The sequence below is a fragment of the Actinomyces sp. oral taxon 849 str. F0330 genome, from assembly GCF_000239715.1.
GTDB lineage: Bacteria > Actinomycetota > Actinomycetes > Actinomycetales > Actinomycetaceae > Actinomyces > Actinomyces johnsonii.
The window spans coordinates 14,105-27,338 of the sequence record NZ_JH470361.1 but is presented as its reverse complement, the minus strand read 5'-3'; the positions used below and the strand labels follow the sequence as shown (position 1 = coordinate 27,338).

Sequence of the window (13,234 nt, the reverse complement as noted above, 5' to 3'; positions counted from 1 at the left end):
GTGGAACCGGCTGGGGTCTCAGCGCTCGAGGAGCTCGTCCACGATCCGGGTCATGGCGGCGCGGTAGCCGGCCACGGAGAACCGCTCGGCCGCCTCACGCGCGCCCTGCTCGGCCAGCCGGGCCGCCAGGGTCGGGTCCGCCGCCAGGGTCCCCAGTGCCTCGGCCAGGGCCTCGGCGTCGTCGGCGGGCACGAGCAGACCGGTGACCGCGTCGGTGACGACTTCGGCCAGGCCCTGGACCCGGGAGGCCACGAGCGGTCGGGCGGCGTGCATCGCCTCGACCGCCGTATTGCCGAAGGGCTCGGCCCGTGAGGGCACGACGACGGCGTCGGCGGCCTCCAGGACGGGCCAGGTGGGGCGCACGTAACCTAGCAGCTCGACGTGCCCGTCCAGGTCCGGTCGGGCGGCACGCTCGCGCAGCTCCTCCTCATACCACTCATAGCCGGGGAAGACCGATCCGCACACGCTCAAGGAGGCCTCCACCCCTGAATCGCGCAGCAGCCCGGTGGCGTCCAGAGCCACGTCCACGCCCTTGCGCGGGGAAAGGCGCCCCACCATGGCGATCCGGAACGGATCGCCGGGCCGGCGACGATGCAGGGGCTTCAGGGGCTGGTCCGGACCAGCGACCCCGTTGTGGACCACCTCTGTGCGCGAGGCCAGGCGGGGCTGGGCGTCCAGGAGGGCGTCGCGGGCGGCCCCGGAATTCACCACGATCCGGGACGCGGCCAGGAGCGGGGCGTTGAGCCCGGCCCGGAGGATCCTGCGCTGGGTGTCCTCGGCCTCGTGGACGTGCGCCAGGACCGGGATGCCGGCGGCGCTCGCGGCCACCGGCCACCACGGGATCGTCACCGTGTTGGTAAGGACCGCCTCGGCCCGGCTAGCGCGGATGACTGCGCGCAGGCGCGCAACCTCCGGAGCCGCCTGCGCCGACAGTCTCATCAGGCCCTTGGGGCTCAGCAGAGCCTTACGCAGGACCGTGAACGGCATGACGGCCACGCGGGCGCCGGCCTCGCGCAGCACCCCCACCAGGGGACCGTCCAGGGGCAGGGCCACGAGGACCTCGTGACCGGCATCGATGAGCCCATGGATGGTTTCGACCAGCTGCCAGTCCGAGCCGTAAAGGTCGGGGGAAGGATGGGCCACGAGGATCCGGGCGGTATTGGCGCGGTCGCCTCCCGCCTCGCCCCGGCTCACAGACTCACCTTCCCGGTGCGGCGTCCGGAGGGACGGTGGCGAGTCGGGCCCTCGAGCGCCAGGCGTTGGGCCAGGGCCTCGTAACCGGAGGCCACCTCGTCCCAGTCGTAGAGTGCAGCGCGTTCACGAGACTCCTCGCCGCGCGCGGCCTGGGCCCCGGCGTCGGACTCGGCGGAGGCGACCAAGGCGGCCACGTCGTCGGGCGAGGTCCAGTAGCGGCCGGCCTCGCCCAGGACTTCGCGGTTGAAGGAGACGTCGAAGGCGTCCACCGCGGCCCCGGCGCCGATGGCGCGCAGGAGGGAGGGATTGGTACCGCCAACGGAGTGGCCGTGGTAGTACACCAGGGCGCCGGCGTAGAGGGCGTCCAGCAACTCTTGGTCCCATAGACCGCCGAGGAGACGAACCCGGTCGTCGGCCAGGGACTCGATGCGGGCGGTGTACTCGTCGGCGTAGGGGGCCGATCCGACGACGACCAGCGGCAGCGCGGCGTCGGAGCGCACGTAGCCCTCAACGATGACGTCGACGTGGTTCTCGACTTCGAAGCGGGCCACGACCAGGTGGAAGCCCTTGGGGGACAGGTCCAACTCGGCCAGGCGCGAGGTGTCCGCCTTGATGCGGGGTGCGCCGTAGGAGATGAGGTCGGTGGGGGCGTCGAACTCGTCGGCGTAGTAGTCGGCGATGCCCTGGGCGTCGGCGATGAGGGCGTCGGAGTAGCGCACGGCCAGGGCCTCGGCCGCGCGGTAATAACGCTTGCCGGTGGGGCCCCACTTGCCTCGGCGCCACTCCAGACCGTCGACATGGGTGGCCACCGGGACGCGGGCGGCCCGCAGCGCGGGCAGGAAGGGGGAGTTGGCGGCGTTGAAGACGAAGGCCGCGTCCGGATGGGTACGGCGCAGCAGGTGGGCCACCGACAGGGCAGTGTGCGACAGGGTCTCCAGACTGCGGTTCTTGACCGAGGGCAGCTCGACCAGCCGCATCCCCAGGTAGATGTTGGGCAGGGGCGTGTCCGGCTCGGGGTTGCGGCAGTAGACGAGGACCTGGTGGCCGCGGTCGGCCAGGCGCCGGCCCACCTCTTCGATGGCGGTTTCAAACCCCCCGTACCGGGCGGGGACGCCTCGCGTCCCGATCATGGCGATGCGGAGCCTGTCCGGGTTCACAGCAGTCAACGGAGTCCTTTCGAAGGGCGGCGGAGCCGGTAAGGGATGAGAACCGGCGATCCCGGTCGAATGCGATCGTCGAGTACGGCATCGGTTGAAGGATCGCCGAGGAGGGGGACCGGGGAGCGGTGACAACGACGAGTCGGGGCTCTCTCCCGCGGGCTCACGGCACCCGCTGGGCTGATCGCACCGCCTGCGCCCGGTACACCTGGTCAGCAGTGTAGAGCTGGTGGGGCTGCGCTCGCGCGACATAAGCGATGGTGAACGGAATCGCTCAGATGCGGAACCGTGCCGGCGCGCCGTTGCAACGGCGGACGGAGTGCTCCGTCCGGTTCCGGTGCGAGTGGTCTACTCCACCTGAGTGGGGGCTGGACATTCCAGGCGAGAATCAGGTGTGGAAGATGGCGTGAGTTGATGAGAGGCTGTCTGTGGAAAAAGCAACCAGAGGGGTGGGACCGTTCGATTGGTGATTGATTCCACAACAAGTGGTGGGGTGAACTTCTCTCGAACTGTTACCAAAGCGTTACCGCTGTAATAACCTCGTGACTGGCGCCGGTCTCGCCATTCGCCGCTTAGGTCGAAGGCGGGGTCGCCCCGTCGCACTGCGCCGCTTACCCAAGTTCCCTCACGTCTTTAAGAACGGAGCACTCGTGCATCCTTTCCGTGCTGTCTCCAGTGTGGGGGCGGTTCTCACTGCCCTCCCTCTCGCTCTTGGCGCACTCGCCGCTCCCGCTGCTGCGCCGCCGGCCGCCGCTGCCCCGGGGCAGACGGCTCTCGCCTCCCCGCAGGCCCTTCCCACCGCTCAGATCGACGGCGTCGTCTGGGATCAGGCGGTTGTGGGCAACACGGTCTACGTCGTCGGGGAGTTCCATAACGCTCGCCCTGCCGGTGCCGCTGCCGGTGAGAACGAGTCCCCCCGTTATAACGCCATGGCCTATGACATCACCACGGGTGCGCTGCTCGACTGGGCTCCGAAGGTCAACGGCAAGATCAGCTCGGTTGAGGCCTCGGCCGACGGATCCACCATCTATCTCGGCGGCAACTTCACCTCCGTCAACGACGAGACCGTCTACCGCGTCGCCGCGGTGGATGCTGCCGGTAAGCGCAAGCCGCTGGGGGCATCGGCCAACGGAGCGGTCATGGACATGGAGCTCTCGCCCGACGGATCCACCCTCTACATGTCCGGCTCCTTCACCCAGATCAACTCCTCGTCGCGCCAGCGTGCCGGTGCTGTGGATTTGAAGACGAACAAGGTGACCAGCTTCGCCCCCCAGGTCGATGACTTCATGGTGCGCTCCATCACGGTGGCCGCCGACAACTCCGCAGTGGCGATCGGCGGCTCCTTCACCTCGGTGGGGGGCTCCTCCGACGGTTACGGCGTCGCCATCCTGGAGAAGGACGGGTCCCTGCGGCATACCAATATCGCCAGCGTTGTCCGCAACGCTGGGAAGGACTCCGGATTCATGAGTCTGAAGTCCGACTCCCGGGGCGTCTACGCTGTCGCCTACTCCCAGGAGGGAGCCTTCGAGGGGATGTTCCGGGCCAGTTGGACCGGCGGGGACATCGATCTCATGGCCGACTGCCACGGAGACACCTACGACGTGCTGCCCACCAGTGACGTCATCTACATTGCCAGTCATTCCCACGACTGCAGCAATATCGGCGGCTTCTCCGACGGGGAGCAGAGTGGTACCTACCACCACGCTGTCGGCTTCTCCAGCACGGCTACCGGAACCGTGAAGCGCAACAGTGTCTGGGGATACACCAACTTTGAGGGGCAGCCCGCGCCCACCCAGTACAACGGTTTCCTGCCCGGTTTCGCGACCGGTAGCTACACCGGACTGACCCAGGCCGTCTGGACTGTTGAGGGCAATGGCCAGTACATCGTCTACGGCGGTGAGTTCCTGGCCGTCAACGGCACTCCCCAGCAGGGGCTCGTCCGCTTCTCCGCGAGCGGGGGCGATGCCAACGACCAGGGAGACAACGGCGACAACGGTGACAACGGTAAGGACAAGGACAAGAAGAAGAAAAACAAGAAGGATAAGAAGAACAAGAAGAAGAACAAGAAGAACCAGGACGACTGGGACAACCAGGAGGGCGACTGGGACCAGGATGACTGGGACAACAACCAGAACGACGGCTGGTGGTGGTGGTGACCATGAGGTCCTCCGGAGTGACTGATGGCCGCAAGTTTTCCGCCGGATCTTCCGGTTCTATAGGTGGCTGTGGTGTGCTTCCGGACTCAGTGGTCGCCGGGGGCGGCGCCCGCCGTGATGGAGGTCGTACGCTTCGGCACGTGTCACGAACTCGAATGCTGATCCTGCCCGCCGTTCTGGTGCTGGGGGTGGGGCTGGCCGCCTGCGGAGGCGGGAAGTCCCACAGCGCCGCCAGCTCCTCCGCCCCGTCCGCGTCCGCCAGCGGCTCGGCCTCGGCGCCCGCCGCGTCGTCGGCCGCCGCCACTCCAACAGTCCAGACCGCACAGCCCACGCAGGCGCCCGCGTCACCGTCGGATGGCTCCGTCACCACCCCGGACCCCTCCGCGATCGATCCCAAGGCCGTCGAGAATGGCGACCTGTCCAAGGACGAGTACCCCGAGGTACCGCTGGACAAGTCCGTCAGCATCGACGGGGGCGTGGTCATCTCCTTGGGGCAGCTGCAGGCGCAGGACTTCGCCAGCGGCCCGGGCGAGATTGGAGGCTCCGGCGTCTTGGTGCCGGTGACGGTGACGAACAATTCCGGCAAGGACCTGCCGTTGGCCAGCGTGCTGTCTACGACGGTGAACTACGGCGAGGGGAGCGGAACGCCCGCCAGTGAGATCGTATCGGCCTCCGATGCGGTGCCCGCTACGCTCGCCGCCGGTCAGACGGTGACCGTCAACCGCGCCTTCGTCGTCCCGGCCGACGGACGCGGGAACGTCAAGGTCTCCGTTGATCTGGGAGCCGACCACGGTGCCGCCACCTTCCGGGGGTCGGCGGGCTGACCCGGATCAGCCCCGATCGGTGCGGCCCCGCGCGGTGCACCCGGCATCATTGTGTCGAGGCGCCACCTACAGCTCGTCAAGGCGAGCGTGGGTGGCGCCTCGATGCGTGAGGCGGACCGACGCGGTCGGGCGGATGTTGCCTCATCGTGACATCGCCTGAGAATGCTCTGAGGTCGACCTGAGCGATGTCTAGGTGTGTTGAGTGGATTCGGTGACTACGGCGGCCAGTGACGACGTAGGTCTTGGGACGACTAGAAATCCGCGTGATCTGACCGAAAGGTCGATCTAGTTCGAGGGTGTCCCCGTATTGTGGTATGTGCTAAATGCTCGGCAATCGTGTTGTGCTCGGTGTACTATGAGCCAGCCCGGCGACCCTGGCCGGGCGCGGAGTACCAGCCATTCGTAAGGTTGTGTGTCCGTGATCTGCGTATGTTCTGAATGGAATACCTGTGAAGCTCCCCCGCCGACTCCTGAGCGGCCTTTTGGCTGCGGCTCTTGTTCCCCTCGGTGCCGTCACACTAGCCCCGGCGGCGCCAGCCGCCGCGGACCCGGCCCCTGCCGGTGCTGCCGGTACCCCCAACACCGTCTCCGCTGACGCCCTGCCCACCGCCCAGATCAACGGCATTGTCTGGGACCAGGTTGTGGTGGGCGACATCGTCTACGCCGTTGGCTACTTCTCCTCGGTCCGTCCGGCGGGCTCGCCGGCAGGCCAGAACGAGTCGCCGCGCCGCAACGCGATGGCCTACAACATCAACACTGGTGAGATCCTCGACTGGGCTCCCACCACCAACGCTACGATCAACACGATCGCCGCCTCCGCCGACGGCCAGACCCTCTACCTCGGCGGCGAGTTCACGGAGCTCAATAACCAGACGGCGTGGCGCATCGGTGCAGTCGGGGCCGCCGACGGCCAGCGTGTCCCGCTGAACGCCTCCGCCAACGGCAGTGTTAAGACCCTGAGCGTCTCCGCCAACGGCTCAACCCTCTACATGGGTGGCGCCTTCACCCAGATCAACTCCTCGGCCCGCCAGCGCGCCGCCGCGCTCAGCCTCAGCACCCAGCAGCTGACGAGCTTCGCGCCGAAGGTCGACAACTACTACGTCCGCAGCATCGTGGAGGCCTCTGACGGCTCGGCCGTGGCCATCGGCGGCGCTTTCGAGTCCGTCGCGGGCAGCGACAAGCCCGGTTACGGCCTCGCCATCCTCGAGAGCGACGGCAGCCTGCGCAAGAACAATGCCACCTCTGTGGTCCGCGGAGCCGGCGCCTGGGCCTCGGTCATGAGCGTCAAGGCCGACGAGCAGGGCCTGTACGCCGCGAGCTACTCCCAGACCGGTTCCTTCGAGGGCGTCATGCGCCTGAACTGGAAGACTGGGGACATCGACTACATGGCCGACTGCCATGGCGACTCCTACGATGTGCTGCCTGCCGGCGACGTCGTCTACGCCGCCAGCCACTCCCACGACTGCTCCAACATCGGTGGCTTCCCCGACGTCGCCAACCACTATCACAATGCGGTGGCCTACACGAACGCCTCCACCGGGACGGTCCAGGCGACCCACAACGGCAGCTATCAGGACTACGAGGGCCAGAACGCCACTACCAACCTCAACTTCTACCCCGACTTCACGCCGGGGAAGATCTCCGGTGCCAACCAGGCCACCTGGACTGTCGAGGGCAATGACAAGTACGTCGTCTACGGCGGCGAGTTCCTGGCCGTCAACGGCACCGCCCAGCAGGGGCTGGTGCGCTTCGCTCGTCGCGACATCGCCCCCAACAAGCAGGGCCCCATGGACAAGGGTGGCGCTTTCAAAGTCACCGGCTCCTCTCCGCGCGCCGGTGTCGTGTCCCTGTCCTTCAAGGCCAACTGGGACCGCGATGACAAGACGCTGACGTACAACGTCTACCGCGATTCCATGAACGGCCAGCCGGTCTCCAGCCAATCGGTGACCGCCGGCTTCTGGGAGCGCTCCGAGCTCAGTGCCACCGACGTCGTCGACCCCGGAAGCACTCACCGCTACCGGGTGCAGGTGACCGACCAGTGGGGCGCCTCCACGGTCTCGGACTGGGTGACGGTCAAGGCCGGTGAGGGCCAGGGCCTGAGCAAGTACGGCTCCCGCGTCCTGGCCGACGGCGCCGCCCACTACTGGTCCTTCGATGAGACCGAGGGCGACAAGGCCGAGGACTTCGTGGCCCAGCGCAACATGACGATCCGCGGCAAAGCCTACAAGCGCGGCGGTGAGTCCGTCCTGGGCTCCGGCGCCTCGCTGGCCATGACCTCGGACTCCAAGAACAAGTCGCATGCCGCGACGCGGGTCGCCTCCCAGGCCCCCACAGCCTTCTCCATGGAGGCATGGGTTCGCACCACCTCGACCTCTGGCGGGCAGATCATGGGCTACGGCTCCTCGGCGACCAACCAGTCATGGAGCCGTGACCGTCTGGTGTACATGCGCAACGACGGCGCGCTCAGCTTCATGCTCTACCCGGGCAGGCTGACCACCATCACCACGCCCAAGAGCTACAACGACGGACAGTGGCACCACATCGTGGCTTCCATGAGTCCGACCTCCGGCGCCATGCTCTACGTGGACGGCAATCTCGCCGCCTTCGATGCCACCATGACCGCCGGTCAGAGCTACTCCGGGTACTGGCGCATCGGCGGGGACACGCTCAACGGTGTCAACGGCCAGCCCTCCAACACCAACATCCAGGCCGACATCGACGAGGCCGCCGTCTACAGCACGCCGCTGTCCGCCCGCCAGATCGCCGAGCACTACACCGCCGCCACCGGTAAGCAGGTCGAGCCGGACAAGGGCGATGGCAACGGCAAGGGTAACGGCGGCAAGGATAAGGACAAGGACAAGCAGCCCGAGGGCAGTGCCCTGCTGGACGACTCCTTCGAGCGCAGCGTGAACGGCGGCTGGGGCAAGGCCAACACCGGCGGCTCCTGGAAGACCTCCTGGAACGCCGCGGCCTTCTCTGTCGACGGCACCAGTGGCCGCATCGCCATGGCCGGTCCGCGTTCCTCGGCCGCGATCATCTCCGAGGAGATCAAGTCGACGTCTACCGACGCCGTCGTGGACTTCTCCCTGGACTCGGTTCCCTCCGGGAACGGTGCCTTCATCTCCTACGCAGCCCGCACGACTAAGGCCGGTCAGTACCAGGCCACGGTTCGTATCGGCAGCGCCGGCAACCCGGTCGTGACGGTCTCGCGCGTGGTCAAGGGACGGGAGACGGCCCTGGGCACCTACGTCCTGCCGCAGGCCTACACGGCCGGTCAGCCCCTTCACTTGCGCATGGTGGTTGACGGTGCCGAGTCCACCAGCATCCAGACCAAGTTCTGGGCTGGAGACACCGAGCCCGCCGAGTGGGGCATCGAGACCGTCGACAACGACAAGACCCTCAACGGGGCCGGCACTGTGGGTCTGACCACCTACATGTCCAGCTCGGCTGGTCCCGAGACCGTCACCCTGTCGGTCGACAAGGTCACCGTCAAGCAGCACTGACGCCGTCAGGCGCAGCGCCGATACGGGCCGGGCCAGGAAGAACCTGCTTCTTCCTGGCCCGGCCCGTATCAGTGCGCACGGTGAATAGCTGTCCGCGGACCGGGGGCGCTTCGGCGTCGATGTGATCCGTATCCTCCGCTAGCGCACGGACCTTGCCGGGCGCCTGCAGCCCTACCGCTCACGGCTTGGTCACTTCCCGATACGTCACACGGCGGCAACATGGACCGTCCCTAGGATCGTCCTGTAGCAAAAACCCACCAGGAGGAACCATGATCAGGGTAGCGATTAACGGATACGGCAACCTTGGCCGCGGCGCCGAGCAGGCCATCACCAAGAACAAGGACATGGAGCTCGTCGTCGTCTTCACCCGGCGCGACCCGGCCTCGGTCACCACTCAGGGCGCCCCCGTCGCCCACGTGGACGACATGGCCGCCTGGGCCGACAAGGTCGACGTATGCCTGAACTGCGGAGGCTCCGCCACCGACCTGATCGAGCAGACCCCGGCCGCCGCAGCCCTGTTCAACACGGTCGACTCCTTCGACACCCACGCCCGCATCCCCGAGCACTTCGCCGCCGTCGACGCCGCCGCCAAGGCCTCCGGGCGCGTCGCCCTGATCTCCACCGGCTGGGACCCGGGCCTGTTCTCCATGCTGCGGGTCCTGGGTGAGGCTGTTCTGCCCGACGGCGCCACCACCACGTTCTGGGGGCCCGGCGTCTCTCAGGGGCACTCCGACGCCCTGCGCCGCATCGATGGCGTCGTGGACGCCAAGCAGTACACCCGCCCGGTGGAGGCGACCGTTGCTGCGGTCAAGGCCGGCGATGACGTCGAGCTGACCACCCGTTCTATGCACACGCGTGACTGCTACGTGGTGGCTGAGGAGGGTGCCGACCTGGCCCGCATCGAGCGGGAGATCGTGGAGATGCCCAACTACTTCGCCGACTACGACACCACCGTCACCTTCATCACCGCCGAGGAGCTGGCCTCCGAGCACGCCGGTATCCCGCACGGCGGTTCCGTCATCCGTCGTGGGCACACCTCCGACGGTGTCGCCGAGACCGTGAGCTTCGAGCTGCAGCTCGGCTCCAACCCGGAGTTCACCGGCTCGGTCCTGGTCGCCATGGCGCGCGCGGTGGCGAGGCTGGCCGCTCGAGGCGAGTCCGGTGCGCGCACCGTCTTCGACGTGACACTCGCCGACCTGTCCGCCACGACTCCCGAGGATCTGCGAGCCCACTACCTGTGAGGCGCGCGGATAGCGAGAGGTGTCCCGCCGCCGACGCCGAGCCGGCGGCGGGACGGCGGAAGAACAGCGCAATCAGCCGCGGATGAGGGGCCGGTCGATGTCGGGCAGTTCCCCACGACGGGCGGCCCGGAGGAGCCTGAGACCGTCGCGGGTCGCCTGCGCCGCCGTGATGAGCGGGCGCCGAGAGCGCAGGAGCTGGCGCCTGCCGCCGCGCAGGACGATTTCCCGGGCGGCCCGGCCGGCGGTAGCCACCCACCGGCGCTGTGCGGACCGGTCCAGGTGCAGGCCCGCGTACAGCAGCCGATTGCGCACGTTGTAGTAGTAGTAGATGTCCGACTTGGCGCGGCCCTCCTGCTCGCCGTCCCCGGACTCGGAGGATCCGGCGGACTCGGCGGACCCGGAGTGGGTACCGCCCTCGTCATGGACGGCGACGGCGTCGCGCGCCAGGTCCAGGCTGCCGCCGACCGCCAGTACCCGGGCCGAGAAATCCACGTCCTCCCAGTACAGGAAGTAGCGGGCGTCGAAGCCCCCGGTCGCCTCGAAGAGATCCGTCGACAGGGCCAGGCAGGCGCCCGAGAGCCACGGCTGGGTGCCGCCCGGGGGGATCGGGCGCGGCGAGCGGCGCGAGCGCATCGAGCCGTCGGCCAGGCACACGACGATCCCGTCGGAGACGATGCGGCCGCTGGAGTCCTTGAGCACCGGCGCCACCAGGGCCAGCCGGTCCCCGTGAGCCCGGGCCGCGAGCCGGATGAGGTCGGCCCGACCGATGACGGCGTCGGGATTGAGCAGGACCAGCAGGTCAGCGCCGAGCTCGCGGGCTCGGGCCGCCCCCAGGTTCATGCCGCCCCCGAAACCCGTGTTCGTCTCCGGCAGGACCGCCTCCCAACCATGCGAGGAGGCCAGCGCCACCAGCTCCTCGCGGGCGGTGGGCGTGGAATAGTTGTCGACGACGACGATATGGGCTTCGGGGGAGTCCTCGGCCACGCGCGCCAGTGTGCGCTCCAGTAGTGCCGCTGAGTCGTAGCTGACAACGACGACCGCCGTGCGGGAGAGCAGCTCGTGGCCTGACCGGTCGCGGGCGCCGTCGGTCGCGCCGTCGACGGTCTCCTCGTCTCCTGCGGTCCCGACGGCCCCGACAGGATCGGGGCCGGCTGGTTCGGCGGTTGCGGCGTCGGCGCGCTGGGCTGGCTCAGGGGTGGCGGTCATGGGGGCAGGAGCCTTCCGGGTGCGGGGCGGGTGCTTGGACCGTGGGGGGTGTTCCCGGCCTGTGATAGTACCGTTAGGCCCTGATATCAAGTCGTGAGCCGCCGGCGGGCGGGAGGAAGGACGGGGCTGAACGTGCACGTGACCATTGCGATGCTCACCTACCGGCGCAATGAGTACCTGGCGCAGGTCATTCCGCATCTGCTGGAACAGGTTGCGGAGTTCTCCGGGCCGGACAAGTCAGCGGGTATTCTCATCATCGACAATGACCCGCAGGGCGGTGCGCGCGCCGTCGTCGAATCCGCTCAGGAGGTCGAAGCGGCGCAGATGGCCGAGCGGGCGAAGTCGACCGGGGTCGCTGAACTGCCCGAGGTGTCGAGGCTGGCCTACGTCCACGAGCCGGAGCCCGGGATCGTTGCCGGACGCAACCGCGCCCTGGACAGGGCCCATGGCGCCAATGCCCTCGTCTTCATCGACGACGACGAGATCCCCGCTCCGGGCTGGCTGACCGCCCTGGTGAGTACCTGGCGCTCCCAGGGCAGTGCCGCTGTCACCGGCCCCACGCCGCCGGCCTTCGAGGCCGACCCCTCGCCGTGGGTCAGTGCCTCAGGCGCCTTCGACTCCTGGGAGGCGGCCGACGGCGCCCAGGTGCCCAGCGCCGACACCGGCAACCTGCTCCTGGACCTGCGGCTCATCGAGCGTCTGGAGCTGCGATTCGACCCGCGCTACGGGCTCACCGGAGGCGAGGACTCCCTCTTCACCCGCCAGCTCACCCGAGCCGGAGGCGTCATTCGCTTCGCGGCCGGGGCGGTCGTCACCAAGCGCGTGCCCGCGGCCCGAGCCACGCGCGCCTGGGTACTCGAGCGCTCGCTGCGCTCGGGCTCCTCCTGGGCGCGGGTGCGTATCGACGCGGTCGAACCCGCCGACGGCAGCGCCGCCGGAGTGCTGGCGCGTCTGGGGCTGCGCCTGGGCTACGGCGTCAAGGGACTGGCTAAGGCCGGTGTTGATGGACTGCGCGCCGGCGTGGCCCGCCTACGCGGCGATGTGTCCGCGCAGGCCCGCTATGAGGTCTCCTCGCGCGGGGGGCTGGGCATGGTCATGGGCGCGCTGGGAATGCACGTGCGCGAGTACGGCCGCCCGCGCAACCGGCGGGGCGGGCGGCAGACCGGAAGGAAAGCCGCATGAGCCGGTTGACGATCGCCATCCCCACCTTCCGACGCCCCGAGGACCTGAAGCGGGCCATCAGCGGGGTTCTGGGGCAGGCCGTGGAGCAGGCCGGTGGCGAGATCGTCTCCGACGTCGAGGTCCTCGTCATCGACAACGACGCGCCGGGCTCGGCGCGCGAGGCCGCCCTCGCCGCGGCTGCCGATGCCGCAGTGGTGGTACGCACCTCGTCGGACGAGCCGATGGAGCCGGGGAGCGTGAGTGTGCGCTACGTCGTCGAGGAGCGCCCCGGTGTGGCGGCGGTGCGCAACCGCGCCCTCGATGAGACCCCCGAGCGCGACCTGCTGATCTTCATCGACGATGATGAGGAACCCGAACCCGGCTGGCTCGCTGCCCTCGTGGGGATGCGAGCCTCGACCGGTTGCCAGGCGGTGGCCGGGCCCGTCATCCCGGTCTACGAGGTCGAGCCGGAGGAGTGGGTGCGCCAGGGGGAGTTCTTCGTGCGCAAGACCTGGCCCACTGGCACGATCCGTCCGGTGGCGGCCTCCAACTGCCTGCTGCTGGACCTGGGTTTTGTGCGCCGGAAGGGGCTGCGCTTCGACGAGGCCTTCGGCGCCGACCGGGGGAGAGGACACGCTCTTCACTCGCCGGTTGAGTGCCGCCGGGGGCGTCATCCGCTGGTGCGACGAGGCGCGCGTGCGAGACCACGTCCCGGCCTCCCGACTCGCCCGCCCCTGGATCCTGCGCAGGCAGCGCTCCCACGCCGCCACCTCGGTGCGCGTCGAACTGGCC

At 68.6% G+C, this 13,234-nt stretch carries 9 protein-coding genes; 6 read left to right on the top strand and 3 right to left on the bottom strand.

Annotated features, from left to right (window positions below; genetic code table 11):
* Positions 1-18: 18 nt before the first annotated feature.
* Entirely contained in the window at positions 19-1,194 is a 1,176-nt protein-coding gene (locus tag HMPREF0975_RS13345; protein ID WP_009234734.1) for a glycosyltransferase family 4 protein, read from the bottom strand.
* Entirely contained in the window at positions 1,191-2,324 is a 1,134-nt protein-coding gene (locus tag HMPREF0975_RS13340) for a DUF1972 domain-containing protein (protein ID WP_049939975.1), read from the bottom strand. Before HMPREF0975_RS13340 ends, HMPREF0975_RS13345 begins: the two co-directional genes overlap by 4 nt.
* A gap of 677 nt (positions 2,325-3,001) precedes the next feature.
* On the opposite strand from HMPREF0975_RS13340, the gene HMPREF0975_RS13335 reads away from it, so the two are divergent.
* The 4 genes from HMPREF0975_RS13335 (at position 3,002) to HMPREF0975_RS13320 (ending at position 10,075) form a co-directional block, all read left to right on the top strand.
* Complete coding sequence (locus tag HMPREF0975_RS13335) at positions 3,002-4,507, top strand: hypothetical protein (RefSeq protein WP_009234732.1); 1,506 nt, start codon at positions 3,002-3,004, stop codon at positions 4,505-4,507.
* A 155-nt stretch (positions 4,508-4,662) separates the two neighbouring features.
* Positions 4,663-5,331 (top strand): hypothetical protein, encoded by a 669-nt coding sequence (locus HMPREF0975_RS13330; RefSeq protein WP_009234731.1) that lies wholly within the window; start codon positions 4,663-4,665, stop codon positions 5,329-5,331.
* A 449-nt stretch (positions 5,332-5,780) separates the two neighbouring features.
* Positions 5,781-8,834, top strand: a complete 3,054-nt coding sequence (locus HMPREF0975_RS13325) for a LamG domain-containing protein (protein ID WP_009234730.1) — start codon at positions 5,781-5,783, stop codon at positions 8,832-8,834.
* Positions 8,835-9,103: 269 nt separating this feature from the next.
* On the top strand, positions 9,104-10,075 hold the full coding sequence (locus tag HMPREF0975_RS13320) for a diaminopimelate dehydrogenase (protein WP_009234729.1): 972 nt from the start codon (positions 9,104-9,106) through the stop codon (positions 10,073-10,075).
* Between the two features lie 72 nt (positions 10,076-10,147).
* Here the strand turns inward: HMPREF0975_RS13320 and HMPREF0975_RS13315 are convergent, their stop codons facing one another.
* Positions 10,148-11,281 (bottom strand): glycosyltransferase family 2 protein, encoded by a 1,134-nt coding sequence (locus HMPREF0975_RS13315; protein WP_009234728.1) that lies wholly within the window; start codon positions 11,279-11,281, stop codon positions 10,148-10,150.
* 132 nt (positions 11,282-11,413) lie between these two features.
* Between HMPREF0975_RS13315 and HMPREF0975_RS13310 the strand changes: the two genes are divergently transcribed.
* Together HMPREF0975_RS13310 and HMPREF0975_RS13305 are read left to right on the top strand one after the other, a co-directional pair.
* Positions 11,414-12,463: a glycosyltransferase family 2 protein gene (locus HMPREF0975_RS13310; RefSeq protein ID WP_009234727.1), complete on the top strand. Its 1,050-nt coding sequence runs from the start codon at positions 11,414-11,416 to the stop codon at positions 12,461-12,463.
* Positions 12,460-13,234, top strand: a 775-nt coding sequence (locus tag HMPREF0975_RS13305) for a glycosyltransferase family 2 protein (protein WP_009234726.1), incomplete at its 3' end; no start/stop codon positions are given. The genes HMPREF0975_RS13310 and HMPREF0975_RS13305, both read left to right, overlap by 4 nt.

Excerpts from the sequence above, each read along its gene's own strand:
- HMPREF0975_RS13340 (WP_049939975.1), bottom strand. The coding sequence starts at position 2,324 with ATGATCGGGACGCGAGGCGTCCCCGCCCGGTACGGGGGGTTTGAAACC.
- HMPREF0975_RS13330 (WP_009234731.1), top strand. The coding sequence starts at position 4,663 with ATGCTGATCCTGCCCGCCGTTCTGGTGCTGGGGGTGGGGCTGGCCGCC.
- HMPREF0975_RS13320 (WP_009234729.1), top strand. The coding sequence starts at position 9,104 with ATGATCAGGGTAGCGATTAACGGATACGGCAACCTTGGCCGCGGCGCC.
- HMPREF0975_RS13315 (WP_009234728.1), bottom strand. The coding sequence starts at position 11,281 with ATGACCGCCACCCCTGAGCCAGCCCAGCGCGCCGACGCCGCAACCGCC.